General features: G+C 53.5%; 25 protein-coding genes. 7 read left to right on the top strand and 18 right to left on the bottom strand.

Annotation, left to right across the window (positions count from 1 at the left end):
• Positions 1-49 precede the first annotated feature (49 nt).
• The 5 genes from BMW84_RS02240 to mobB form a co-directional block, all read right to left on the bottom strand.
• Positions 50-1,315: a DEAD/DEAH box helicase gene (locus tag BMW84_RS02240; RefSeq protein ID WP_091063983.1), complete on the bottom strand. Its 1,266-nt coding sequence runs from the start codon at positions 1,313-1,315 to the stop codon at positions 50-52.
• 69 nt (positions 1,316-1,384) lie between these two features.
• Complete coding sequence (cls, locus tag BMW84_RS02235; RefSeq protein WP_254772838.1) at positions 1,385-2,827, bottom strand: cardiolipin synthase; 1,443 nt, start codon at positions 2,825-2,827, stop codon at positions 1,385-1,387.
• A gap of 135 nt (positions 2,828-2,962) precedes the next feature.
• Positions 2,963-3,448, bottom strand: a complete 486-nt coding sequence (locus BMW84_RS02230) for a molybdenum cofactor biosynthesis protein MoaE (RefSeq protein WP_091063977.1) — start codon at positions 3,446-3,448, stop codon at positions 2,963-2,965.
• Between the two features lie 5 nt (positions 3,449-3,453).
• On the bottom strand, positions 3,454-4,077 hold the full coding sequence (locus tag BMW84_RS02225) for a molybdenum cofactor guanylyltransferase (RefSeq protein ID WP_091063975.1): 624 nt from the start codon (positions 4,075-4,077) through the stop codon (positions 3,454-3,456).
• 17 nt (positions 4,078-4,094) lie between these two features.
• Positions 4,095-4,679, bottom strand: a complete 585-nt coding sequence (mobB, locus tag BMW84_RS02220) for a molybdopterin-guanine dinucleotide biosynthesis protein B (RefSeq protein WP_175498643.1) — start codon at positions 4,677-4,679, stop codon at positions 4,095-4,097.
• A gap of 133 nt (positions 4,680-4,812) precedes the next feature.
• On the opposite strand from mobB, the gene BMW84_RS02215 reads away from it, so the two are divergent.
• Positions 4,813-5,526: a YwiC-like family protein gene (locus BMW84_RS02215; RefSeq protein ID WP_091063969.1), complete on the top strand. Its 714-nt coding sequence runs from the start codon at positions 4,813-4,815 to the stop codon at positions 5,524-5,526.
• A gap of 103 nt (positions 5,527-5,629) precedes the next feature.
• Here BMW84_RS02215 and ilvB read toward each other — a convergent pair whose 3' ends face one another.
• Entirely contained in the window at positions 5,630-7,312 is a 1,683-nt protein-coding gene (ilvB, locus tag BMW84_RS02210; protein ID WP_175498642.1) for a biosynthetic-type acetolactate synthase large subunit, read from the bottom strand.
• Between the two features lie 115 nt (positions 7,313-7,427).
• Here ilvB and BMW84_RS02205 point away from each other — a divergent pair, with 115 nt between their 5' ends.
• Entirely contained in the window at positions 7,428-7,664 is a 237-nt protein-coding gene (locus tag BMW84_RS02205; RefSeq protein WP_091063964.1) for a hypothetical protein, read from the top strand.
• Between the two features lie 15 nt (positions 7,665-7,679).
• Here the strand turns inward: BMW84_RS02205 and moaA are convergent, their stop codons facing one another.
• From moaA to BMW84_RS02145, 11 genes are all read right to left on the bottom strand, one after another.
• Positions 7,680-8,696, bottom strand: a complete 1,017-nt coding sequence (gene moaA, locus BMW84_RS02200; RefSeq protein WP_091063962.1) for a GTP 3',8-cyclase MoaA — start codon at positions 8,694-8,696, stop codon at positions 7,680-7,682.
• 24 nt (positions 8,697-8,720) lie between these two features.
• Positions 8,721-9,965, bottom strand: a complete 1,245-nt coding sequence (gene glp / locus BMW84_RS02195; protein WP_302848076.1) for a molybdopterin molybdotransferase MoeA — start codon at positions 9,963-9,965, stop codon at positions 8,721-8,723.
• 35 nt (positions 9,966-10,000) lie between these two features.
• The gene (locus BMW84_RS02190; protein WP_091063958.1) at positions 10,001-11,491 is read right to left on the bottom strand and encodes an MFS transporter; all 1,491 of its coding nucleotides are present in this window, start codon (positions 11,489-11,491) and stop codon (positions 10,001-10,003) included.
• Positions 11,492-11,819: 328 nt separating this feature from the next.
• Positions 11,820-12,347 carry a hemerythrin domain-containing protein gene (locus BMW84_RS02180; RefSeq protein ID WP_091063954.1) on the bottom strand — a complete coding sequence of 176 codons (528 nt, stop codon included), beginning with the start codon at positions 12,345-12,347 and terminating at the stop codon, positions 11,820-11,822.
• A gap of 23 nt (positions 12,348-12,370) precedes the next feature.
• Complete coding sequence (locus tag BMW84_RS02175) at positions 12,371-13,018, bottom strand: response regulator transcription factor (protein ID WP_091063951.1); 648 nt, start codon at positions 13,016-13,018, stop codon at positions 12,371-12,373.
• Between the two features lie 28 nt (positions 13,019-13,046).
• Entirely contained in the window at positions 13,047-14,087 is a 1,041-nt protein-coding gene (locus BMW84_RS02170) for a sensor histidine kinase (RefSeq protein ID WP_254772928.1), read from the bottom strand.
• Between the two features lie 2 nt (positions 14,088-14,089).
• Positions 14,090-14,548 carry a GAF domain-containing protein gene (locus tag BMW84_RS02165; RefSeq protein ID WP_091063949.1) on the bottom strand — a complete coding sequence of 153 codons (459 nt, stop codon included), beginning with the start codon at positions 14,546-14,548 and terminating at the stop codon, positions 14,090-14,092.
• Positions 14,549-14,597: 49 nt separating this feature from the next.
• On the bottom strand, positions 14,598-15,284 hold the full coding sequence (narI, locus tag BMW84_RS02160) for a respiratory nitrate reductase subunit gamma (protein ID WP_091063947.1): 687 nt from the start codon (positions 15,282-15,284) through the stop codon (positions 14,598-14,600).
• Positions 15,281-15,847 (bottom strand): nitrate reductase molybdenum cofactor assembly chaperone, encoded by a 567-nt coding sequence (gene narJ / locus BMW84_RS02155; protein ID WP_091063945.1) that lies wholly within the window; start codon positions 15,845-15,847, stop codon positions 15,281-15,283. Before narJ ends, narI begins: the two co-directional genes overlap by 4 nt.
• On the bottom strand, positions 15,840-17,411 hold the full coding sequence (narH, locus tag BMW84_RS02150; protein WP_091063942.1) for a nitrate reductase subunit beta: 1,572 nt from the start codon (positions 17,409-17,411) through the stop codon (positions 15,840-15,842). The genes narJ and narH overlap by 8 nt, the downstream gene beginning before the upstream one ends.
• Entirely contained in the window at positions 17,401-21,075 is a 3,675-nt protein-coding gene (locus BMW84_RS02145) for a nitrate reductase subunit alpha (RefSeq protein ID WP_091063939.1), read from the bottom strand. Before BMW84_RS02145 ends, narH begins: the two co-directional genes overlap by 11 nt.
• A gap of 293 nt (positions 21,076-21,368) precedes the next feature.
• On the opposite strand from BMW84_RS02145, the gene BMW84_RS02140 reads away from it, so the two are divergent.
• Entirely contained in the window at positions 21,369-21,788 is a 420-nt protein-coding gene (locus BMW84_RS02140; RefSeq protein WP_091063937.1) for a hemerythrin domain-containing protein, read from the top strand.
• Positions 21,789-21,791: 3 nt separating this feature from the next.
• Here BMW84_RS02140 and BMW84_RS02135 read toward each other — a convergent pair whose 3' ends face one another.
• Complete coding sequence (locus BMW84_RS02135) at positions 21,792-22,481, bottom strand: GDSL-type esterase/lipase family protein (RefSeq protein WP_217646111.1); 690 nt, start codon at positions 22,479-22,481, stop codon at positions 21,792-21,794.
• A gap of 274 nt (positions 22,482-22,755) precedes the next feature.
• Between BMW84_RS02135 and BMW84_RS02130 the strand changes: the two genes are divergently transcribed.
• The 4 genes from BMW84_RS02130 to BMW84_RS02115 are packed head-to-tail and all read left to right on the top strand — an operon-like array spanning position 22,756 to position 25,783.
• A complete protein-coding gene (locus BMW84_RS02130; protein WP_091063935.1) occupies positions 22,756-23,418 on the top strand; it encodes an amino acid ABC transporter permease in 663 nt (220 codons plus the stop codon).
• A complete protein-coding gene (locus BMW84_RS02125; RefSeq protein ID WP_091063932.1) occupies positions 23,399-24,088 on the top strand; it encodes an amino acid ABC transporter permease in 690 nt (229 codons plus the stop codon). Before BMW84_RS02130 ends, BMW84_RS02125 begins: the two co-directional genes overlap by 20 nt.
• A gap of 13 nt (positions 24,089-24,101) precedes the next feature.
• A complete protein-coding gene (locus BMW84_RS02120) occupies positions 24,102-24,869 on the top strand; it encodes an amino acid ABC transporter ATP-binding protein (RefSeq protein WP_091063930.1) in 768 nt (255 codons plus the stop codon).
• 59 nt (positions 24,870-24,928) lie between these two features.
• Positions 24,929-25,783 carry a transporter substrate-binding domain-containing protein gene (locus tag BMW84_RS02115; protein ID WP_091063927.1) on the top strand — a complete coding sequence of 285 codons (855 nt, stop codon included), beginning with the start codon at positions 24,929-24,931 and terminating at the stop codon, positions 25,781-25,783.
• Positions 25,784-25,804: the final 21 nt, after the last annotated feature.

Genomic DNA, 25,804 nt, shown 5'->3' with positions numbered 1-25,804 from the left:
CCAAGCCGTAAATGGCTATGGAGAAGCTCCTTTTTTTCGGGACCTTACATTATTGCTTGTTCGGATGCGAAGACCCGCGTCGCCAGCGGCGGCGTCCGCTTTTCTTGGCCGAACCGTCACGTGCGGCGCTGTTCTCTTTGGCTGCGGGTTGAACAGGCGCTGCCACCGCCGCCGGAACCGCCATCGGATACGGATGATCCTGGACGACCGGAATCTTTTGTTTGATCAGCTTTTCGATATCCTTCAGATACGGGATCTCTTCCTGCTCGCAAAAGGAAATGGCCACTCCGCTTAACCCCGCCCGGCCGGTGCGGCCGATCCGGTGCACATACGTCTCCGAAATATTCGGCAGGTTGTAGTTGATCACATGGGACAATTCATCGATGTCGATCCCGCGGGCGGCAATGTCCGTTGCGACCAGCAACCGGGTTGCCCCGCTCTTGAAGTTAGCCAGCGCTGCCTGGCGGGCATTCTGCGACTTGTCGCCGTGGATGGCCTGTGCGGTGATCTTTGCCTTCACCAAACCTCTGACCACCCGGTCCGCGCCGTGTTTGGTTCGGGTGAACACGAGGGCGCTCACGATGGACTTATCCTGCAGCAGGTCGATCAATAATGCGAGCTTATTCGGCTTGTCCACAAAATAAACGGTCTGTTTGATCCGCTCCGCCGTCGAGGATACCGGCGTCACTTCAATTTTGATCGGATTCGTCAACAAGGAATCCACCAGCGACGTGATCTCGGGCGGCATCGTTGCCGAGAAGAACAAGGTCTGCCGTTTAACCGGCAGCTTGGCGATGACCCGTCTCATATCATGGATAAAGCCCATGTCCAGCATCCGGTCGGCTTCGTCCAGCACAAAAATCTGCACATGCCGCAAATCGGCGAATCCCTGGTTGATCAGGTCGATCAGCCGGCCCGGCGTTGCGATCAGCACGTCAATGCCCCGCTGCAGCGCCTCCTCCTGCGGCTTCTGCGAAACGCCGCCTACGATGACCGCGCTGCGCAGATTGGAAAAACTGCCATATGCCTTAAAGTTATCGGATATCTGAATCGCGAGCTCGCGCGTCGGGGTCAGAATCAGGGAGCGAATCACACGTTTGCCGTTCGGCCGGCCCTGCTGGGCGCTCAGCCGCTGGATGATCGGCAGCAGGAAAGCGGCCGTCTTGCCCGTCCCCGTCTGGGCGCAGCCGAATAAGTCGCGGCCGGCCAATACCGGAGGAATAGCCTGTTCCTGGATGGGCGTAGGCTGCGTATAATTTTCCTTAGCCAGCGCCTTCAGGATGGGGGGAATCAATTGCAATTGTTCAAATGTCATAGTGTCTCCTTCGTCAAGCCTCTCTCGTATGCTGAAGCTTCTTCTAGCATTATAACAGATCGGAAATCCTTATAGAATCGGCGACAACAGCCGCGCGACCGCTTCCTTGAACTTCAGCAGCCCGCTGCGCGCTTCGTAGCGCTCCAATGTAAGCTCGAAACAGGAGGCGCTGTCCTCCAGGAACAGTTCATGCAGCTCGCCGGCAAGCTTGGGATCGCAGATGAGCGCGTTCACCTCGAAGTTCAGGCGGAAGCTGCGGGTATCAATATTCATCGTGCCGACGGACGCTACCTCCTGATCGACGACGATCGTTTTGGCGTGCAGGAAGCCTTTTTCGTATTGCAGAATTTTGACGCCGTACGGCAGCAGCTCCCCGGCATGCGACAGCGTCGCCGGGTACACAAACAGGTGATCCGGCTTGTTCGGGATCATGATCCGCACGTCGACGCCGGAGAGCAGCGCAATTTTGCAGGCATCCATAAAACTCGCGTCCGGGATAAAGTAAGGCGTTTGGATGAAAATGCTTTTTTTCGCGGAGGCAATTAACTTTAAATACATGTTCTTCAAATGTTCGGTCTGCGAATTCGGACCGCTGGAGATGATCTGCACCACGCTGCCGCCGGTATGCTTCTCGTGACGGGGAACCAGATGGTCGGGATGAACCGCGTGCCGGCTCGCCGCCTTATTCCAATCCATAAAGAACCGGCCTTGCATCTGATCGACCGCCCCGCCCTTCATCTTCAGATGGGTGTCGCGCCAGTACCCCATTTTCTTATCCAGGCCCAAATATTCGTCCCCGACATTGAACCCGCCGATATAAGCAATCTCGCCGTCAATAATGCACAGCTTCCGGTGATTGCGGTTGTTGATCCGAAGATTGATCAAGCGGAAGATCGACGGGAAGAATACTTCCACCATGCCGCCGTGATGAATCAGCTCCTTGAAGAACGAGCGGGAGGTGCGTCTGGAACCGATCTCGTCGTACAGGACTCGCACCGTTACGCCTGCTTTGGCTTTAAGCGTCAGCTCACCCAGCAGCCGCCGCCCGAGGTTGTCCGGCTGAAAGATGTAGTATTGCATATTGATCTCCCGTTTGGCCCCGCGGATATCTTCAATTAATGCCTCAAACTTCTCCCGCCCGTCCGCGAAAATCTGCACCTCGTTGTCGCTCGTGATCAGCGCATTGGAGGAACGCAGATTCATTTTGAGCAGATTCGCGTATTTGGCGGTCAGACCGCCATGATAATCGATATGCATGACCTGCTCGTCGACCGCAACCTGCAGATAACGCCGTTCGTCGAGCGTAAGCCCGTAGAAATTCCGCTTTTTCAGCTGTCTGCCGAAGAAGACATAAAAGATAAACCCGACCACCGGAATGAAAAACAATACCATTAACCAGGCCCAGGTCGAGCCGATGTCCCTGCGTTCAATGAATACCACGACGCCGGCCAGAAGAATATTGCTGATGGTAATGAAGGAGACGATGGCTGTGATAATGTGGCCAGGTTCCAAGGTGACATGCTCCCCTCTCTGCGCAAAAACCAATAGGTTCATCGGTAGTTCGTTCTTTCCATTATAGCGGTCTTTGGATGGAGCACAAACAAAAAGACAGCATGAACCTGATTTCATGCTGCCGCCTTTCGCTACTTATTTATGGTCCGATGCCGGAATGTCCGGCAATAAAGGCCTGCCTTCCGGATAGGCTTGCTGGTTGAGCTGGTCTCCGATCCACTCCGTTCCGTCTTCGCCCACTTCTTTTTTCCAGATGGGGACGATTTGTTTGATCCGGTCGATCACATATTCATTCGCTTCATAGGCAGCCTTGCGGTGCGGCGAGGATACGGCGATGACCACAGCAATGTCGGCAATCTCTAGTTTCCCGATCCGGTGTGTGACCGCAATGAGGGTATCCGGCCAGCGTTCCTGTACTTCCTGCCCAATCCGTTCCAATTGCGCGATGGCCATAGCAGGATAAGCAGCGTATTCAAGCCGGAGCGTCCGCTTGCCTTGCGTAAACTCCCGAACCGTGCCCAGGAATAAGGTCACCGCTCCCGCTTCTCTGCGCAATACCTTATTCGATACCTCCTCCGGCACGATCGGCTGCTCTGTAATTTCAAATAATGAATGGCTCATGTTGTCTATCTCTCCTCCCCGCATTTCTTTGCTCTTCCTTCCAGCAAATCCTGATATTGTTCGGGCGTATCGATATCCACCGTAAACGACGTTTCGATTTGCGCGGCGGCCAATTGATCCCTGCACACGCCAAGCCAATGAATGCGATCCAATAACCCCGATAACCGGTATTGCTGCATCTCCAGTCTTGCGGTAATTTCGGGCAGCAGCCGCTGCGGCCGGTAAATCCCATGGAGCATCTGATGAATCCCGTCGATGACCGGGAGCACGGCATCATAGTCGCCATCTTTAAACCAGCTCAACATCCATGAAGCGGCCTGCCCTGAAATATCGGGGTAGTCGCATCCGACGACCCAGGCATATTCCGTCTCCACCTTGGTGAAGGCTGCATGAAATCCGCTCAAAGGTCCATGCCCGGCGTAGACGTCCGAGACGAACAGGATATCGCTTGGAAGACATTTTTCATAGGCAGAAACCTCAGGGGTCACCACGATGATCCTGGAACAGACCGTGCGCATTTCCTTGACCTGCCGGACAATAAAAGGCTCGCCGCGATAGGTTAACATCGCTTTGTTCTGACCCTTCATCCGGGAATTCCGTCCCCCGGCCAATACGACTCCTGTAAGCATAGGCTGCACCTCCCGCTTCAATCCGGTTGAACTTGTTTGCAAAGAAGCGACATCGCAAGCGAGAGAATCGCCTGATCGACAAGCGCTTCATCCATTAGCGGCAGAATCACAAGGGGCGTATTCACACCAAGCGAAGCCGTCACAGGGTTCACGCTAATGTTCTTTTCCCAGCTAATCCATAAACGGATATTCGTCGCTTGATCCCGTAAGGCGTTCATTTCCTCCGCATCCCGGATCAAAGCGATTTTAGGGTAACCCGCGGACTTGAACCCTTCGGCGATCAGCAGATCGGCCCGGCCGGCCATGGATTTCGCAATTTCTTCCAGTGACGTTTCGGCCTTGCGCATCGCTCTAGTCGCATTTTGGGAAGTCAGTACGGTTTCGATTGCACCGTGATGCAAATGCTTGCTGCTGTCCGTGCCCGGATCATCGAGCTCAAAATGATGGGCGTCATGTTTGGCCGAGCCGACGCGGATGCCTTGCTGTGACAGCGCCTGAATTAACCGGCAGGCAAGCGTTGTTTTACCGCTGTTCTTATAGCCCACGATTTGCAATACCGGTACGGTACTCTGTGCTGGAGCGGGATTCCATTCAGCAGTCAATAGGCTCACCTCTCTTCTGGAAAATTAAACTTGTGCTTCAAATCACCCGGGTTTTCCTGCAAAAAAAGTATAGTAAAGGTATGTGGCATCCTTACATGCCATGACACTTTTCGGATAGGAGGTTATGCCGGTTATGAAAAATTATATCCCCAATCAGCACGGTGCCTGGGCCATGCTCATCTTGCCTTTTCTGTTCGGGGTTGCGGCATCCCAAGGGCAATTCATACATATTCCGCTGTTTATCTGTTGGCTTCTGATCTATTTGTTCAGCTTCCCTTTGCTGCAGGGGGTGAAAACCCGAAAATTCAAGCGTTACGAAAAACCCCTGAAGCTGTACGGAATTCTGCTGCTGCCATTCGTTGCTTATCTGGTGATCGCTGTACCGGCACTGTTACGGTTTGTTCTGCCGCTCATCCCTTTGTTCGCCGTAAATCTTTATTATGCCAAAACGAAAAATGAACGCGCCCTGATCAACGACATCTCGGCGATCCTGGCTTTTTGCCTGATCATTTATCCGGTCTTCTACGTCGGGCACGGGGAAAACTGGCGGACGGTGAACGAGTTGTTTCTGCTGGCCGTGTTGTACTTTGTCGGAACGGCACTCTACGTCAAAACCGTCATCCGTGAACGGAAAAATATCCGCTTTTATTACGGCTCCGTGCTGTATCATCTGCTGGTTGCGGGGATCGGGCTGTTTGTGTTTCCGTCCCTGCTCGTTCCGCTCCTCCTACTGCTTCTGCGGGCTGCCATCCTGCCCAGAACGGGGATTACCGCCAAACGTACCGGAATCCTCGAGATCGGTTTCTCGGCCATGTTGTACGTGTCCGTGCTCGTGTTTTACTTTTAGATTACCCAGTGCAGCTGTCTGAGCGCCATGAAAGGGCGGGTGGGGCAGCTTTTTTTATGATTTATGAACCTTTAACAAAAAAACCGGCGCACGCGCCGGCCCTTTATTCAACGATCATTTCCTGGTTGCTTGATCCCGGCGGCACGATGGGATACACATTACGTTCTTCGGTCATATCGAATTCCATGACGACCAGCCCCTCCGTCTGCAGCGCAAGCTCAATGATCCGTTCCGCTTCTTCATGCGTATGCGCCCGGAACCCGTGAGCGCCGAACGACTTGGCCAAAGCGACAAAATCCGGCGAGCTGATATGCACGGAGGAGTAGCGGCGGCCCAAAAACAGCTGCTGCCACTGTCTTACCATTCCCAGATAACCGTTCTTAAAAATAGCGACCTTGACATTGAGGCCATAATCGACAGCCGTCATGATCTCCTGCATGTTCATCTGAAAGCTTCCGTCTCCCGTAATGCAAACCACCTGACGTTCGGGAAAAGCAATGGCGGCGCCGATCGCCGCCGGCAGCCCGTAGCCCATGGTACCAAGCCCGCCGGAGGTCAGGAGGGACCGCGCTTCCGAGAATTGATAGTGGGTAGCCGTCCAAATCTGATGCTGGCCGACGTCGGTCGCGATAATGGCATCGCCGGCCGTCGCTTGTTGAATGCACCGGATCACTTCCTCGGGGGTCAGCTTTTGGTTTAAGTTTTCTTTCCGTTTTGTTTTCGCCGACCGTTTACGCCAATCCGCGATTTGCAGATCCCATGCAGAATGGTCCGTCCGGTGCACCTGCCCCCGCAAGCCGCTGAGGAATTCCGCGCAGGTGCCCGTTATCGCCAGATCCGCAGGGATGTTCTTGCTTAACTCCGAGGGATCTAAATCCACTTGGATTTTATAGGATTCCGGCGAAAAAGCCTTGCGGTTGCCCGTTACGCGGTCACTGAAGCGGACCCCGAGGTTTAACACCACATCGGCGCTTTGCAGCGCACGGTTGGCGGCCACCGTTCCATGCATGCCGACCATGCCCAGATACAGGGAATGACCGGACGGGAAAGCCCCTATTCCCATCAGCGTGCTGGCCACGGGAAGCCCAAGATGCCCGGCAAGCTCCTGGATGAGCGTTGGCGTCTCGCCCTGAATGCAGCCTCCGCCAAGGAGAATAAGCGGACGCTGCGCCCGGTTCAGCCGCTCGGCGGCCATTTCAATCTCCTTCGGATCGATGGATGACTCCGCGATGTACCCTCTGATCGATGGCGTTGAAGGCTCCGACGCCGGCCAGCTTCCGGCCCTGAATTCTGCATTCAGCACATTTTTCGGTAAATCGATCAAAACCGGACCTGGCCGCCCCGTTGTCGCGATGTGGAACGCCTCGTTGACAATTCTCGGAAGGTCGTCCACATGTCTGACCACATAATTGTGTTTGGTAATCGGCATCGTCATCCCGTAAATATCCACTTCCTGAAAGCTGTCCAGGCCAATCAGATCGGTGGATACCTGTCCCGTGAGGACAATCAGGGGCACGGAGTCCATGAACGCGGTAGCAATACCGGTGACCGCATTGGTCGCTCCGGGGCCGCTGGTCACGAGGGCCACGCCCGGGCGCCCGGTGGCTCTTGCATATCCGTCCGCGGCATGAACGGCCGCCTGCTCGTGCCTTACCAGCACATGCTGAATCCTGTCGCAATCGTATAAGGCATCGTATAAAGGCAGAACGGCGCCGCCGGGATATCCAAATAGAGTCTCAATTTTGTTCTCAATCAACATCTCGATCAGCAGTTGCGATCCGTTCATAAGCACAATTCGTCTCCCGCCGTATAAAAATGTGTTTTCAGGAAGCAAAATAGGGTTAAAAGATAGGGTTAGTGAATTGGATTGCGATTATTTCCTTGAGAGGAGCGTCAAATCTATGGCTAATGAATCCGATAAAGCAATGTTAAGCCGGGAAGAACGCGAACAGGCCGGACGCCGCACCAATGCCGGTTTCGCCCGCGTGGAACGGATGGAAGTGGCTGAAGGCTCGACCGCAATCCCTACAGGAACGATCGGCGGGGAGCTAACCGAAGAGGAAATCCGCCGCCGGGTAGGCTCAGGCAATTTCGAATCCGCGAAAAACGATCTGCAATCCGGCTCAATCAACAGCTGATTGCCGCTCCGCCGTTTACCCTCCGATATAAGACATGCCGATCTTCGTTCTGTTCCTCGACGTCTGTTCGGTCCGTTCGTCGGAATAGCGGTCCGCCCGCTGCTCCCATACGCTCCGGATCGCCGCCAGCAAGGTTTGGTCATCCGCCCCGCTGCGCATCAGCGCGCGGAGATCAAAACCGTCCGACGCAAACAGGCAGGTATACAGCTTCCCGTTGGAGGATAGCCGCGCCCGCGTGCAGGAGGAACAGAACGATTCGGATACCGAAGTGATAAACCCCACCTTGGCTTGGTTATCTTTATACCGGTAGCCCTGTGCCACTTCACCGAAATAATCGGGTTCGAGTGCTTCCAGCGCGAAGGCGCTTTGAAGCCGCTCCAGAATTTCCTTTTTGGTCACCACTTTTTCATAACTCCAGCCATTGTCGTTGCCGGCGTCCATGAACTCGATGAAGCGCAGCATAATGTTCCGGTCCTTGAAATACCGTGCCATCGGCACGATCTCCGATTCGTTCACGCCCTTCTGGACCACCATATTCACCTTAACCTCGAAGCCGGTTTGAACGGCATGATCAATATGCTTCAAAATCGCTTCCGGCCGATACCCCCGCCCGTTCATCCGCCCGAACCGCTCGGGCTCCAGCGCATCCAGGCTGACATTCAACCGGCGAAGCCCCGCCGCGTAAAGCGGCTCCGCCTGTTGTCCCAGCATCGCTCCGTTCGTCGTCAATCCCATGTCCTCCACGCCGCCGATGGATCGTATCCCGGCAACAAGCTCGGGGAGGTTCCGCCGCATCAGCGGCTCGCCGCCGGTCAGGCGGATTTTTCTCACGCCCAGGGAAACAAACAATTTGGTCAAGCGGCTGATTTCATCAAAAGTAAGCAGTTCGCTTTCCGGAAGAAATGCGTAATCGTCACCGAACATTTCCTTTGGCATGCAGTAGGTGCAGCGGAAATTGCACCGGTCCGTGACGGATATGCGCAAATCATGGATGGGCCGCCGCAGTGAATCCAGCAATGGATGAGCATTCATGTGTCGATCTCCTTTCCGGTAAGCTTACAGCACCCATTGATTTGTACCTTCTTCGACCCCCAGGAGCAGGATGTCCACGGAGTCGCCCGAGGAATATCCCCTGGTCCCGCCAGGCAGCACCAACAGGGAATTCCCTTTTGCAATCGAGGATACGGCGTTGGATTTGTTAAAACCCGCGGAACGCACCTTGCTCCCGTCATAAACCGCCCGGATAAACCGGGTAAACGGATTGGCCTTCGGGAAATCCTCGGCTAGTACGGCCGTAGTGTGAGGCAGAAACAAAGTTTCTGCTCCCATCATGCGGAGCAAAGCCGGTCTGACAAACAGCTCAAAACCCGTGAAGCAAGCGGAAGGATTGCCCGACAAACCGAATAAAAAAGAGTTCCCGGCAACCGCTACCGTGGTCACGCTGCCCGGGCGCATGGCCACCTTGTCAAACAGCACTTCCGCCCCCAGACGTTTATAGACTTCTGGAAGATAGTCGAAGTCGCCAACGGACACGCCGCCGGTGGTGATCAGGCAGTCGGTTTCGGCCAGCGCCTGTCCGACCGTCTGCATAAGGTCCTCCAGGCGATCATCGGCGGATTGGTACATCCTATAAGGGATTCCCATCCGGGCAAGCTGGGCCGCAATCATCGGCCCGTTACTGTTGCGGATTTTTCCCGGAGCGAGCGGAGCACTGACATCCAGCAACTCGGTTCCTGTAGACAAAATCCCTACAACCGGCCGTTTGGCAACCTGAACATAAGCATATCCAAAGGTAGCCAGGAGCGCGATTGTGCCAGGATGAATGAGGCTGCCGGCCGGAACGACTGCCTCCCCTGCCCGCATATCCTCGCCCTGCTGGGACAGATTCTCCTGCGGCTCGAACGCTTTGCGGATGGTAAATGCGCCATCTTCCGCCCTCGCTTGCTCGAACATCACGACCGCGTCCGCACCGTCCGGAATCGCTGCACCCGTCATCAGGCGGACCGCTTCGAAAGCGCCGATGGCGACCTGGGAGACTTCGCCTGCCCCGATATGGTCCACCACCTTGAAGCGGATCCGGTGATCACCGGAGGCGCCGGCCGAATCCGCTGCGCGAATTGCATATCCGTCATAAGGCGAACGCGTAAAATGCGGAACATCATGGGTTGCGGCAAGCGGCTCCCGCAGAAAACGTCCATAGCTTTCGGCAAGTGTTACGGCTTCTGTCCCTGTACGGGCTGTTCTCGCCAGGATGCGGGATATGGCTTCGGCTACGGGAATCGGGTTTCTGGTCTTTTCCACCTTGCATGCTCCTAACTTCGGTTCAAAGGAACCGGTCATTTCATCGTAATGTCGCTGAATGTACCGACATAGCGGATATCTTCGCCGGTTTCATCCTTCACGGCGGCGATGTTCAGCCACTGCAGATACTCTTCTCCGTTCTTGCGCTTATTCCAGATTTCGCCTTGCCACATGCCCTTCGCTTTGATCTCGCTCCACATTTGGCTGTAGAAGTCTTTGGATTGGCGGCCCGATTTCAGGATGTTTGGCAGCTTGCCCAGCACTTCCTCTTCCCTAAAGCCGGTAAGCTTGGTAAATGCGGGATTTACCGACTTGATCTGTCCGCCGACATCGGTAACCATAATCCCTTGTCCGGTGGAATTGAAGACCTCGGCGGTCAATGCGAGACGGTCCTGGAAATACAGCCAGACGACCAGCACCAGACTAGCCAGCGCTACTTGCGATAGCAGCATGAAGCCGATGGAATATTGGCCGGTGGCGGAAAAGATAACCGAGAGCATAATCGGAGGGAAAAACCCGCCCAGACCGCCCATCATGGATACGATTCCGTTGGCGATCCCCGCCTGCTTATTGAAATAGAGCGGTACCAATTTGAAAATGACGCCATTGCCGATCCCTGCGCTGAGCGCAATCGCCAGGCAGCCTACCGTATACAGGCCCATGGATGGCATAAAGGCCAGGATGATTGCGGCCACCGTATACATGCTAAAGGTACCGATCAGCAGGAACAATGGCTGCAATTTGTCGGCAAGCCAGCCGCCGACCGGCCGGAAAAACGTCGCCACCGCGATGAAGCCGGCGGTACGCATGCCTGCATCCACCTTTTCCAGTCCGAAATTGGAGACCAGGAAGTTCGGCAGATAGATGGTAAACGCGACGAACGATCCGAACGTGATGAAGTAAAACAGCGAAAACAGCCAAAGCTTTTCGTTCTTCACGACCCCTTTGATTTGTTCGATTATCGGCGTCTTCAGCTTGGGTTCGTGCCGGTCACCGAAGAAGAAGTTCAGCGCAATAAAGATTAACAGCAGGATCAGATAGAGCTTCACCGTTGGCGCCCAGCCGATCTGTTTGGCAATAATCGGAGCCGTGAACGTCGTGACGGCCGTCCCGAGGTTGCCGATCCCGTATATCCCGTTTACGAGCCCGTGTTTGTCCTTGGTATAATACTTCGGCAGCGAGGTTACCCCTACCGAAAATACGGCGCCGCCGATGCCAAGAAACAGGCCGCCGATGATCAGATGCGTCATCGTAGAAGCTTCGCTGATAAAGTAAACCGGGAACAGCAGCAGTACAAAACTGAACATAAAAATGATTCGTGCCCCGAAAATGTTGGCATAATAGCCCAGCGGGATCCGCAGAACCGAGCCGAGCACGACCGGAATCGCGGTCACCATGGCCAATTTGCCGGCCGGGATGCTGATGTCCTCCGAAATAAAGGGCATCAGGGATGAGATAATTACCCATACCATAAAACCGGTAATCAAGTTCAGGGTTTGTAGCGGCAACTGCATTTTTTTGATCATTCATTCTCACCTTTTCGCCAATTATTCTCCTGATTGTCTATGTGAATATTGCCTATCATTATTGTATCTGCCGTTCCCCCTGCGCAGATATAGGGGAGCTCCCTTTCCCTGACAGGGGAATCCCTGAAAAACATGCGGAGGTTGCGAAAGCCGGTAATCATCCAGGCAATTGCCGTTATTATGCTTGCCCGCTGACAAAAAGAGATGCCCCAATCAGCCATTTTATGGCTTTTCGAGACATCTCTGCTTGGCGGAATACACCGGAGATTACCCTAGTTCCGCTTCTAATATTTGTATTTCTTAGTTACGCTTCTGCGAGAAAGCAACCTTACGAAATAAGCGTGTTCAATTTACTGCTTAGCTTTTCTTTGTCCCGGGCATGCATCTGGCCTTCGGCCATCGGAAAGATGACGGTTTCTTCTTTTACAAAATGCACGGTGAGAACCTCGAAGGCTTCCCCCGCATCCCGTACGGCTTCGCGGATCTCCTCCAGCGACATCGCGGCGGCGCCGTCATTCGTGCGGTGCAGGAAATGCCCGATATACCCGTCGATTTCGCGGTGCTCCTCCTGAATGCCGACGAGCGGACCCTGTTCAAATCCGATATAGGATCCGAGCAGCGGGAAAAAATGTTCCTCTTCCTTCGCCGTATGCTTCTTTAGCGGTTCGATAAAGGCCAGAATGGCCTCACGCAGCTCCTGAAGCCGTGTTCTCCCGTCCTCCAGAGTGACATTCTCTTGCTCAAACCTTAATACAACGCCGTGCCACTGCCCCATCAGATAAGACAAATATCGGTGTTCATTCTCAAGGATTCGCATAGCAGGCGTCTTAAACTGCAGCTGTGCATGTTCCGGCATGCAAGGGTACCTCCGTTCGCCGGTTAGAAATCCAGCATTTTTTTCTTGAGTGCATATTCAACCAGCTCCGGCCGGCTTTTCAAATTCAGTTTCTCCATGATTTTGGCCTTGTGTGCTTCCACCGTTTTCACCGAAATAAACAGCTTCTCGGCGACTTCCTTGTTCCCGTAGCCTTTGGCGATGAGCGGCAGGATCTCCAGCTCCCTCTTGGACAACAGCTCGAACTGGTCTTCGGTACCGCTCGTTTTATCCTGCTTGATGAACTCGCGGACCAGCGAGGTCGCCATCTTGGGCTGGATATAGGTACCGCCTGCGTAGATGGTCCGGATCGCCAGCAGAAGCTCCTCGTCCGGCGCGCTTTTCAGTACATATCCGGAGGCGCCGTTCTTCAAAACGTGAAAAAGATATTCATCATCGTCATGCATCGTCAGGATCAGGATTTTGGTGTCGGGATAATCCTCCTTGATCTTGCCGGTGGCCACCAGCCCGCTTTCTCCGGGAGGCATGCTGAGATCCATAATCAGAATATCCGGCCGGTGTTTGGCTACCAGCATATACGCTTCCCTGCCGTCAGCCGCAGCTCCGATCACTTCAATGTCGTCCTGAAAATTCAAAATCATCGAGAACCCGCTGCGCACGATCGCATGGTCATCCGCAATGACGATCTTCATCCGTAGCCCATTCCTTTCCTTGAACGATTCATACTGGTATTTGTAATGTTATCCTAGTCCCTCTGCCGATTCCGGAATCCACGTTGAAGGTGCCGCCGACCAGCTCTGCCCTCTCCCGCATGCCGAAAAGTCCAAGACCGGTTCCGTCGGGCTCATCCCCCAGATTGAAGCCTGCTCCTTCATCCTCGATCCGCAAGTTCAGCACGCCGTCCTCTTCGGCAAGCGACACTTTCACGGTATCTACCTGCGCATACTTCAAAGCATTCAGAACCGCTTCCTGGCATACCCGGTACATCACGGTTTCGACCTCGCTTTTATAACGCTTCTCCGAAAGCCGGGATTCGTAATCGATGACAAGCCCATAACTCTGCTCCATCCGCTTGAAATGCGACCGGAAGGCCGCATCTAGCCCGAAATCGTCGAGCGCGGCCGGCCGAAGCTCCACCGAGAGATTGCGGATATCATTCATGAGCCGGGTCATAGAGGCTTCGGTCTGCTTCACTTTCTTCAGCAGCTGCTCATCCGCCGTCATATATTTCAACACGCGCAGATCAATGACGGCGCTCATCAGCTCTTGCGCTACGCTGTCATGCAGTTCGCGGGAGATTCGTTTGCGTTCATTCTCCTGCGCCTCAATGATGTGCTTCATCATTTTGTTCTGATAGAACTTCTCCTGCGTCTTAAACTGCCTGGTTAAATCCCTTAACATCAATACGCGGATCTCATTCTCGTAATCGATCGTATGATAAGTGGCAGCGAAAGGAACCATTCCCTTGTCCCTCGTGTCCAAATAGACTTGATAGGAGGTGAAATCCTCTGCTTCCGTTGAATGGATAAAACAATTCAAGCATGTGCGCAGATCTGTCTCGCTGGTATAGCCCCGGCAGGTTCGGCAAAGCGCATCGGGCTCCCCTTGATAGAACTGCTTCAGAATATCCTTGTCGACAATGTCCTCGGCAGCCGGGTTCATGGCGAGAACCTTTCCTTGTTTATCAAAAAAGAACATCGCCTCCGAGCTGTTTTCGAACAGCTTCTCCATGAGCAGGTTCGGCAAATTCGTTCCGGGCATAATCAATTGATCAACAATTCCTTCCCGTTTAAGTCTCCAATGCCTCGATGCGCCGTCGCTACCAATTCGCCGAGCATCGCCTCGGTTACCTGCCGTTCTCCCCTGTAGCCGCCCAGCAGCACGCCGGCCACGCGGGCATCGTTCCATATGGGTACGGCGCCAATGCTGTTCAGGTTCTCCATCTTGGTAATCGGATAAGTAAACAAGCTATCCGGCCTTACGTCATTCTGCATCGAAGAGACCAAAAACGGTTTGCCGGTCTTGAACACGATGCCCGCAATCCCTCTGCCGGATTGAAGGACGATCCGTTTGTAACGGTCGTTCGTATTCCCGGAGGCGTATTTCCACCGGATGACATAGTCATATTCTGCCGGTTCGGCAAGTGCCAGCGACATGAAATCATAACCCAGTGCCGCACGGATGTGATCCAGCTCCGACTGGTAATCCACCTTATTTGCCATCGTCATTTCTCCTCACCGAACCGGGAAAAAGCTCCCGCATCGCTTTCCGTTACTTCGCTTTATTTCTTCTGTATAGAATATAACTTCTGCCTATATAATTCAACGGAACGCTCCAAACATGGACGAGCCGGGTAAACGGCCAGAAGGCAAAAATCGCGAATCCCGTCAGGATATGCAGTTTAAAGGAGAACGGAACATCCGCCATAAACGAAGGATCCGGACGGAACATGAACAAGCCGCGGAACCAGACGGAGATCGTCTCCCGGTAATCGAATTCCGGCTGTACGGCGTTCGTAACGACGGTGGAGTACATGCCCATAAATACGATAAACAGGAGGAGCGAATTCACGATGAGATCAGACGCGCTGCTGAGGCGGCGCACGTTTTTGATCGAGAAGCGCCGGGAAGTAAGAATCAGCATCCCGAGCAGCGTTGCCGCTCCGAATACCCCCCCGATATACACGGCCCCGATATGGTACATGTGGTCATCGACGCCGACCGCCTCGAGCCATGACTTCGGAACGGCAAGCCCCCCGATATGGCCCAAAATGACCGGCATGATGCCGAGATGGAACAGGATGCTGCCGAATTTGAGCTGTTTTTTTTCAATAAACTCGCTGGATTTGGCCGTCCAGTTAAACTGGTCCTTGCGGTAGCGGACAATATGCCCGCCTACGAAGACCACCAGACACATATAGGGAAAAATCACCCATAAAAACTGATCGAACATATTCATTGACGGAGTGCCTCCTGTTCAGCACAAGCTTTAAGTGTTTCGCGCAATCCCTTGATTAGGTGATAGTAGGGACTCTCCAGCCGGTTCAGCGCTTGAAGGAGGTGGTAGGTTCCATCCTCGAAAATCGCGATCAGCATCCGGAAATTCTCCGCCGCATTCGGATCCCCCAGCCATTCTGCAGCGTATAGGAATTCGCACATGAGCGGAAGGAAATCGGGCAATTCGCCTTCCGGCATCTCCAGGCCGTACATTTCGTACAGCAGCTTCAGCTTCGCCAGCATTTGTCCCCGTTCCTTGGCGTCCTCAAACTTGAAATAGGTCATATATAACGCGCAGTCTTTATGAAAATCAAACGTGGCCGCATAGTTCTCCTGGATCTCTTCCAGACTGAAGACCTGCATTTGTTGCCAGTACGTATGCACATGGCCGTAACCCGGATGGCCGGCGTCAAACGCTTCTTCCAGAAAAGCGGGATGAAAATCCCGCTTCTCCGGATACATCAGCTGCAAAGCGTAATAGCCGAAGGAAGGCTTGAAATCGTTCAGCTTCGTCAGATCAATCACGCCAGATCCCTCCGTAGAAATTCTCTTCGTACATTTCCTTGCCGGTCTTCAGCGGCATCTCCGTAGAACCCGCCGCGCCGCAGCCGTCGCAGCCCGAACCGGAGCCCATATCGCCCATCGTGTTGCCGTAGCCGGCCGAGCCTTGCGCCCGGTAAGGGTTCATATGCTGCTCCTTGTGGGAGGTCGGGATTACGAATCGGTCTTCGTATTTGGCGATCGCAAGCAGCCGGTACATTTGTTCCATCTGCTGTGCGGTCATGCCGACGCGTTCCAGACGGGCAGAGTCGAATTCCTGCCCGGTGGACTGGGCACGCATGTAGGAGCGCATCATCGCCATCCGCTGCAGGGCTTCTTTAACGGTCTGCGTATCGCCCGCGGTCAGCATGTTCGCGAGATACTGGATCGGCGTGCGCATTTCTTCGATAGCCGGGAAGATCATGTCGGGATTCTTCAGCGAATCCTTGCCTTCAAAGTAATTCATGATCGGGCTGAGCGGCGGTACATACCAGACCATCGGCAATGTGCGGTATTCCGGATGGAGCGGGAACGCCAGCTTGTGCTCGATTGCCAGTTTGTATACCGGGGAGTTCTGGGCAGCTTCCAGCCAGTCTTCGGAAATGCCGTCCTTTCTCGCCTGGGCAATCACTTCGGGATCATGCGGATTCATGAACAAATCGCATTGGGCTTTATACAAATCCTTCTCATCCGGCGTAGATGCGGCATCCAGGACTTTGTCTGCATCATACAGCAGGACGCCGAGATAACGGATCCGGCCGGTGCAGGTCTCCGAACAGACGGTCGGCAGCCCGGCTTCCACGCGCGGGAAGCAGAAGGTGCATTTCTCCGCTTTGTTGGTCTGCCAGTTGAAGTACACCTTTTTATACGGACAGCCGGTCATGCAATATCTCCAGCCGCGGCAGGCTTCCTGGTCGACCAGGACGATGCCGTCTTCGTCCCGTTTGTACATGGCGCCCGAAGGGCAGGAAGCGACGCAGCTTGGATTCAGGCAGTGCTCGCAAAGACGCGGCAGATAGATCATGAACGACTTCTCGAAATTGAATTTGATTTCTTCCTCGATCTTCTGGATGTTCGGGTCGAGCGGGCCGGTGACATGCGCTCCCGCCAGATCATCCTCCCAGTTCGGTCCCCATTCGAGGTCCATCTTGTCGCCCGTAACCGCGGAGTGGGCGCGCGCTACCGGAGAGTGCTTCTGTTCCCCGGCATTGGTCAGGTTCTCGTAGTTGTAGGTCCATGGCTCATAATAATCCTTCATTTCCGGCATGTCGGGATTGTAGAAGATTTTGCCGAGCGCGACTTTGGACAGCTTGTTGCCGGATTTCAGTTCCAGCTTGCCTTTGCGCAGCTGCCAGCCGCCTTTGTACAGCTCCTGGTCTTCCCAGCGCTTCGGATACCCGATGCCCGGTTTCGTCTCCACGTTATTGAACCACATGTATTCCGCACCTTTGCGGTTTGTCCAGGTCGTCTTGCAGGTCACGCTGCAGGTATGGCAGCCGATGCATTTATCCAGATTCATCACCATTGCAACTTGCGCTTTAATTTTCAAGCCAGTTAACCTCCTTCATTTTGCGTACGGCTACGTAGACATCCCGCTGGTTGCCGATCGGACCATAGTAGTTAAAACCGTAGCTGAGCTGTGCGTATCCGCCGACCATCTGGGTAGGCTTCAGATGAATTCGGGTAGGCGCATTATGGCTTCCGCCGCGGGTATCCGTAATTTCGGAGCCCGGCACTTGAATGTGTTTGTCTTGCGCGTGGTACATGAACATGGTGCCGCGGGGCATCCGGTGGCTGACGACCGCCCGCGCCGTGACGACGCCGTTGCGGTTATAGACTTCAAGCCAGTCGTTGTCCGCGATATTGTGGGCTTCGGCATCTTCATTGTTGATCCACACGGTTGGACCGCCGCGGAACAACGTCAGCATGTGCTGGTTATCCTGGTAGGTCGAGTGGATATTCCACTTGCCGTGCGGCGTCAGATACCGCAGGACCAGCGAATCGACCCCGCCCTTCACTTCCTTGTCGCGCGGCCCGAAGACCATCGGAGGCAAGGTAGGTTTATACACCGGCAGCGCTTCGCCGAACTGCTGGAAGATTTCATGGTCGATATAGAAATGCTGTCTTCCCGTCAACGTACGGAACGGAACAAGGCGTTCGATATTCGTCGTGAACGGCGAGTAGCGGCGTCCCTGTTTGTTCGAGCCGCTGAATACCGGAGTCGGGATGACTTCCCGCGGCTGTGCCGTGATGCTCTGGAACGTGATCTTCTCTGCCGCCCGGTCCGCCGAAATATCCCGCAGCTCGACCCCGTGATCCTTTTCGGCGGATGCATAGGCCTTTTGGGAGACACGGCCGTTCGTCGCCGAGGACAGATGCAGAATCGTATCCGCCGCCTGACGGGCGGTCTGCAGCTTAGGCAGGCCGTTTTTGATGGATTCATCAAAATAAACGCCGCTCAGCTTCTTTAATTCCTCATATTCTTCGGCAACCGAGAAGCTGACGCCGTGCGCGCCCGCTTTGCCGATGGCCAGATTCGGTCCGAGCGAAGTGTATTTGTCATGAATTTTGGTGTAATCCCGCTCAACGATGGTGAAGTTCGGCATCGTTTTCCCCGGGATCGCCGGAACTTCGCCTTTCGCCCAGTCTTTGACGAGGCCCATGGGCTGCGAAATCTCGCTGATCGAATCATGCCCCAGCGGCGACATCACAAGATCTTTATAGACGCCGGGCAGATGCGATTTCGCCATTTCGGAGAACACCTCGGCCAGCTGGCGGTAAATATCCCAGTCCGAACGGGATTCCCAAAGCGGATTCACAGCCGGATTAAACGGGTGAACAAACGGATGCATATCGGTGGACGACAGGTCCGTCTTCTCGTACCAGGTTGCGGCCGGCAGCACGATGTCCGCATACAGCGGCGTAGTGGTCATCCGGAAATCCAGGGCGACCATCAGGTCGAGTTTGCCTTCCACATCCGCCCGCCAGACGATTTCCTCCGGCTTTTGCTCTTCGTTCGGCTCGGCCAGCGGGCCATCGGACGCGCCGAGCAGATGTTTCATGAAATACTCCTGCCCTTTGGCGGAGCTGGAGATCAGGTTGGAACGCCAGATAAACAGGGAACGCGGGAAATTCTCCGGCGCGCCGGGATCCTCCACGGCAAACCGCGTTTTCCGCGACGTAATCTCTTCCACGGCGTGACCGACGATCTCGGCATTGGTCTTCTTGCCTTGACGCGCGGCTTCCTCGGCGAACAGCAGGCTGTTCTTGTTGAACTGCGGGAAGGACGGCAGCCAGCCGAGCCGCGCAGCGAGTACGTTGTAATCGGCCGGATGCTGGTAAGCCACATCTCCGCCGGTCGGCGATTTCAGCGAATCGGTGCCGCCTTCCTCATACCGCCATTGCTCCGTAGCAAAATAGAAGAACGAAGTCGCATTCTGCTGCCGGGCCGGACCCTGCCAGTCCTTGGCAAAAGCAACCGTCGACCAGCCTTCGATTGGACGGCATTTCTCCTGGCCGACATAATGCGCCCAGCCGCCGCCGTTGACCCCTTGGGAAGCGGTCAGCACGACCAGATTCAGAATGGAGCGGTAGATGGTATCGCTGTTGAACCAGTGATTGATCCCTGCGCCCATGATGATCATGGAGCGTCCGCCCGTATCGATCGCATTCTGGGCAAATTCGCGCGCGATCTGCACGACGACGCTCGCTTTTACCGTCGTAATCTTCTCCTGCCATGCCGGTGTGTAATGTGAAGAAACATCATCATACCCCTTGGCATTCAGCGGGCTGTCCTTACGCGCAACGCCGTATTGGCTCATCATCAGATCGTAGACCGTGGCGATGTAACGTTCGGTGCCGTCGGCCAATTGCATTTTCCGGACCGGAATCATCCGTCTGAACGTGCCGTTGCCGGCATTGTCGAAATACGGGAATACGACCTCCGCCCACTCTTCCCCGTGGCCTTCGATGGTCAGGGCAGGCTCGATTTTGCTGCCGTCCTCCCGCTCGAGAATCAGGTTCCATTTCTTGCCTTCCTCCCAGCGCTGTCCCATCGTGCCGTTCGGAACAATCACCTCGCCGCTTGCCTCATCATAGATGACCGGCTTCCAGTCCGAATGCGGAGTGGCGTCTCCGAGATCGCTCGCCCGCAGGAAACGTCCGCCTTTCAGCGCATCCTCATGCGGATCAAGCAGAATCAGGAACGGCATATCCGTGTATTGTTTGGCATAATTCAGGAACATCGGCTCACGGCGTTCGTGGTAGAACTCATTCAGGATGACATGCGTCATCGCCTGGGCCAGCGCCGCGTCCGTACCCGGGTTTGGAGCCAGCCAGTTGTCGGCAAACTTCACGTTCTCCGCAAGATCCGGCGCGACCGATACCACTTTGGTTCCTTTATAGCGGACTTCCGTCATAAAGTGGGCGTCCGGCGTCCGGGTCAGCGGCACATTTGAGCCCCACATCATCAGGTAACCGGCGTTATACCAGTCCGACGATTCCGGAACATCCGTCTGCTCGCCCCAAATTTGCGGGGAAGCCGGCGGAAGATCGGCATACCAGTCATAGAAGCTCAGCATTTGACCGCCCAGGAGCGAGATGAACCGTGCGCCTGAAGCGTAGCTGACCATGGACATGGCCGGAATCGGCGTGAAACCGGCGATGCGGTCGGGACCGTATTTGCGGATCGTGTAGATCAGCTGTGCCGAAATGAGACGAAGCGCATCATCCCATGCCACGCGGATATGGCCGCCTTTGCCGCGCGCCTTCTTATACTGGTTGGCTTTCTCGGGATTCTCCACGATACTCGCCCAGGCGTCGACGTAATTGTCATGCTCCTGCAGCGCCGTCTGCCACAACCGCCACAGCTTGCCGCGGATATACGGGTATTTCACGCGCAAAGGACTGTATTCGTACCAGGAAAAGGTCGCTCCCCGCGGACAGCCGCGCGGTTCGAATTCCGGCATATCCGGCCCGCAGGACGGGTAGTCGATCTGCTGATTTTCCCAAGTGATGATTCCGTTCTTCACGAACACCTTCCAGCTGCAGGAACCTGTACAGTTGACCCCGTGGGTGGTGCGTACGACTTTGTCGTGCGACCAGCGCTGGCGGTACATATTCTCCCAATCTCTATTCTTCTCTTCTAGGACGGACCAGTTCTTGGAATAGCTTTCAATCGGTTTAAAGAAGTTAAGGCCGAATTTTTTCTTCATCGCTGACGAACTCTCCTTTGCGGAAAACATTCAATTAATACCATTATGAATCTACCGGCGCGCACTTCCCATTAGGGAAACACCTATTGCGCCCTGGGAAATCCCTTGATTCTAGCGCAAAAGCAAAAAGCCTTTCTCTCGTGGGAGAAAAGCTTTTTTGCTTTGATGTCTTTTTTATTCGCAGCGCATCCCATTAGGGACTTCCCTCTTTATGGCCCGGGGAACGCCTGATCAGAGATTTCTAGAACGCTTCGTATGCTATACTGATCAAAAAACCGGAAGGATGAAGCCATATGCCAGGACCATCACTTCGCCAAAAGCATGCCCATCATGCCATTCACGAGGGCGGACTCTCCGGGGCCGTCGCCAAAACGGAAGAAGTCGAAGAACTGCTGCACATGAAGGAATTTGAAGTGGCACGCCAGGCGGCCGACCACTTGATCGAATATTGGGAGACACGGATCATCAGCCACGCCGATGCGGAAGAAGACGGATTCTATCAGGAGATGGCGGAGCAGAACCCCCAATTGCAGGAAGCCGTTGTCCGGCTTGCCCGGGACCATGAATTGCTGCGGATGATCGTAAAAGACGTAAAAGCCCTGCTGGCGCAAGAAGGGCTTACGCCGGAGGTACTGCATCAGTTCCACGCGCTGCTGGTGGTGAACGCCATTCATAGCCGGGATGAAGAGCGGCTGTTGTTCGGGCAAGCATAACCTTTACAGGTATTGCTTCAGATTGTTAAGAACGACCGCGTACCCATTTGCAAGCATATGGATGCCGTCTGTCGAGAATTCTGCTTTTAAATTCCCCTCGGCATCCATTAATCCCTCATTCACATTAATGAATTCGTATCCATGTTTCCCCGCAAGCTGTTCCACCGCTGCATTCGCCTCCAGGATCGCCGCATTGGTTCTTGTGCTGAACATCCCTTCCCTCGTTGCCTGATCGATTCCGTTGAAGTCGGCTTTGGCATTAACCGGATAATAGGCCATGATATAGACCTTGCATTCCGGCAGCCGGGTTCCGATCCGCGTCAGGATTTCATCATAATTTCCGATCAATTTGTCCAAACGGTATTCGCCGTCGGCGGAGCTGATATCATTGGTGCCGATATTGATGAACAGTTTTGAAGGCTCAAGCTCAAAAATGCATTCTTCCATGGAATTCAGCAATTCGCTCGTAACGTAACCTGAGATGCCGCGATTATAAAGAATGTGCCGCTTGTCCAACGATTGCTGCAATTCATTCACTGGAAAATACTCCATTAATGACGACCCGACAAGTACCGTTTGTCCTTTTACAGCGTATTCATTGAGAATTTTATACTTAAGGACCTTCTCCGCTTTCTCTCTTTTCATATTTTCAAGCATAACGGCATTCATTTTTTCTGCGAAATCCTGGGTCAATGCAATCTCCTCCTCGTTATCTGCTGTTCCCACATTACTTTTTAAATTTAACCAGCGACCCCAACCGTTTACAATGACTTTTCCAATGTCCCCATTCCAATCGCCAGGCCCTTCCGCCCAAATTTAGCCACAAAATCACACCACCATTACACAAAATGTAAACAAGTAATTGACAATTAAACGACTCGGGATTAATCTTAATTAAACTTAATTCGCATAAGAATAGTATGAATTAAACGAAAACGAAAATAAATACCAAAGACAAGGTGACGCCATGGAAAATTACTCTCTCTTTGATTTGATTCCGATTTTTGCGAGAGGATCCGCGATAACGGTTATGGTTGCCTCGGCTTCCATAGTATTTGCCTTCATAATAGGGCTCTTGTCCAGCATCGCATTGTACTACAAGGTTCCCATCCTAAAATCTATCGTACATGCATACATCGAATTTTTCAGAAATACGCCATCCATCATTCAAGCTTACTTTATTTTTTATGGGCTTCCCAAAATCTCCGTACAGTTTGACAGCTACACCTGTTCCATTATCGTTTTATCGCTTTTGGGCGGCGCCTATATGTGCGAGGCGATCACTTCAGGCATCAAGACCATTCCCCCCAATCAACTAGACCTTGCGCAAGCGATGGGCCTGTCCAGAATCCACACCATCATCTATCTCATCATCCCGCAGGCGATCTCCACATCCATTGCAGCGGTAAACAACAATTCGATTTTTCTCACCAAAGAAGTGTCCGCCATGAAAATCATCCTGCTTCCGGAAATTGTCTATCAGGCATTTGCCATTATCAGCTTACGGGCGGATTTAATTCTGCCGGTTGCCGCCTTGACCGTTATCAGCTATTTAGTCATTTTACTGCCGATGTCTTATTTATTTTCGCTCCTGGAAAGGAAGATCCGGTTTGCAGAATTTGGGGGTTGATCTGATTATCAAAGCTTTTCCGAGACTCCTGGACGGATTTCTTCTCACGATCCAAATCGCCGGAATCTCCTTTATTCTGTCGGTGATCTTCGGCTTCATTCTCGGAGCCCTGATGACTTTGAAGAACAAGGCGTTAACCTTCGTCCTGAGAATTTTGCTCGACGCCTTCCGGTTGATCCACCCTTTGATCTGGCTGTTCATTCTCTTTTACGGCATTGCTTATCTTTTTCATACTTCAACCGACGGCTACCATATCTCGATTATCGTCTTTACGATGTGGGGTTCCTTTGAGATCGGCGATTTGGTCCGCAGCTTTATTACCAGCCTGCCCCGTCACCAATTTGAATCGAGCATGGCCATCGGCTTGACCCGCAGGCAAATGTACCTTCATGTGCTGCTGCCGCAGATCGTTATCCGCACTACCCCGTCGATCGTCAACCTGGCAACGCGTCTGATCAAGACAACCGCCCTCGTTTCGATGATCGGCGTTCAAGAAATGCTCAAGGTTTCGCAAAGCATCATTCAAGTCGCCTACTACAATAACCCGACCAGCCTGATCTCTTTTACGATGTACCTGCTATTGCTGGTCCTGTACTTTATCATCTGCTTTCCGTTATCCCTGCTCTCGAAGTTCATCGAGAAGAAAGTCTCAGCCCTGACGGGTGTATAAAAAGGAGTGGCCTATGCATTTATCCATCAGTCATCTCAAAAAGTCATTTCACGGAAACACGGTCCTGAACGATATCAGCCTGGACATCGGGCAAGGCGAGATCATTGCGATTCTGGGACGCTCCGGCTGCGGCAAATCTACCCTGCTAAGGTGTATTAACGGGCTGGAGCAAATCGACTCCGGCAAGCTCCATCTAAACGGAACACTGATCACGAAGCCGAATTCGAACTATGCGCATTGGGTAGAAGTCCGGAAGAAAATCGGGATGGTTTTTCAAAGCTATGATCTTTTTCCGCATATGAATGTCCTTAGCAACATTATTCTGGGCCCGATGAAGGTCGAGAAAAGAACCAAAAAAGAGGCCACGGAAGAAGCGCTCCGCCTGCTGGAAAGGGTCGGCTTGTCGGACAAAAAGCATGCTTATCCAAGAGAACTGTCCGGCGGCCAAAAGCAGCGGGTAGCCATTTGCCGGGCGCTCTGCATGAATCCCGAAATTATTCTTTTTGATGAAGTCACCGCCGCTCTCGATCCGGAGATGGTGCGCGAGGTGCTCGATGTGATCCGAACCTTGCGGAATCAGGGATTGACGTTAATCATCGTTACGCATGAAATGGAATTCGCGGAAAAGGTAGCCGACCGGATCGTCTTCATGGAAAATGGGCAAATCGCCGAAATCAACACGCCGGATCAATTTTTCCATTCGCCGCAGACGGCGGAGGCCAGACAATTCTTAAATCTGCCAGCCGGCGGGGTCCGAACTGCGGACCATGTCATCATTTAAGCTGAAATAAAATATGCAAATATTTTATTCATAACTAAAATTAAAGGGAGAGAAATGAGATGAAGAAAAAGATTGCCGCAGGCGTACTCAGCATTCTGTTATTGGGGGGAATCGTCGGTTGCTCTTCGGGTAACAACGATAAAAACGCAGAATCCGGATCGATTGCCGCGATCAAAAAAGCGGATACGATCAAAATCGGGATTTTTGCCGACGACGCGCCGTTCTGCTATCAGGATGCCGACGGCACCTTCAAAGGCTACGATGTGGAATTCGGCAAAAGAATCGCCAAGGAGCTGCTCGGCGACGAGAATAAAATTACCTGGGTCGTCGTCAATCCGGCCGACCGCATTCCTTACCTGCAAACCGATAAAGCCGACCTGATGCTCGCCGACTTCACGGTGACGGAGGAGCGGGCCAAGAGCGTGGACTTTACGCTGCCGTATGAAAAAGTATCCCTAGGCGTCGTATCCAAGGACAGCGCGCCGATTAATTCCCCAGAAGACTTGAAAGGCAAAACGCTGGCCGTAAACACGGGAACCACCGCCGACTCCTACTTCACCAGCAACTACCCGGACGTAAAGCTGATCAAAATCGATGCCATTACCGACGGGTACCAAGCCCTGATTACGGACCGCGCCGACGCTTTCGCGCAGGATAACACCTTGCTGCTGTCCTGGGCTAAGAAAAATGAAGGCTACACCGTGGGCATTAAAGAGCTCGGCAACAAAGACTATATTGCCGGAGCCGTAAAACAAGGCAATAAGGAATTGCTCGACTATGTGAACGACCTGATCAAAGGCAAGCTGAAAGACGAGAACTACTTCCATGGTCTCTATGAAACGACACTGAAGGACAGCTTCCCGGATGATTCCACCGCTGATCAAATCGTTGTTGAAGGCGGAGTAACGGAATAAACGAGACAGAAAGCGAAACGA

This window comes from Paenibacillus sp. NFR01 (assembly GCF_900111565.1).
GTDB lineage: Bacteria > Bacillota > Bacilli > Paenibacillales > Paenibacillaceae > Paenibacillus_AQ.
This window is presented reverse-complemented; position numbering and strand designations above follow the sequence as displayed.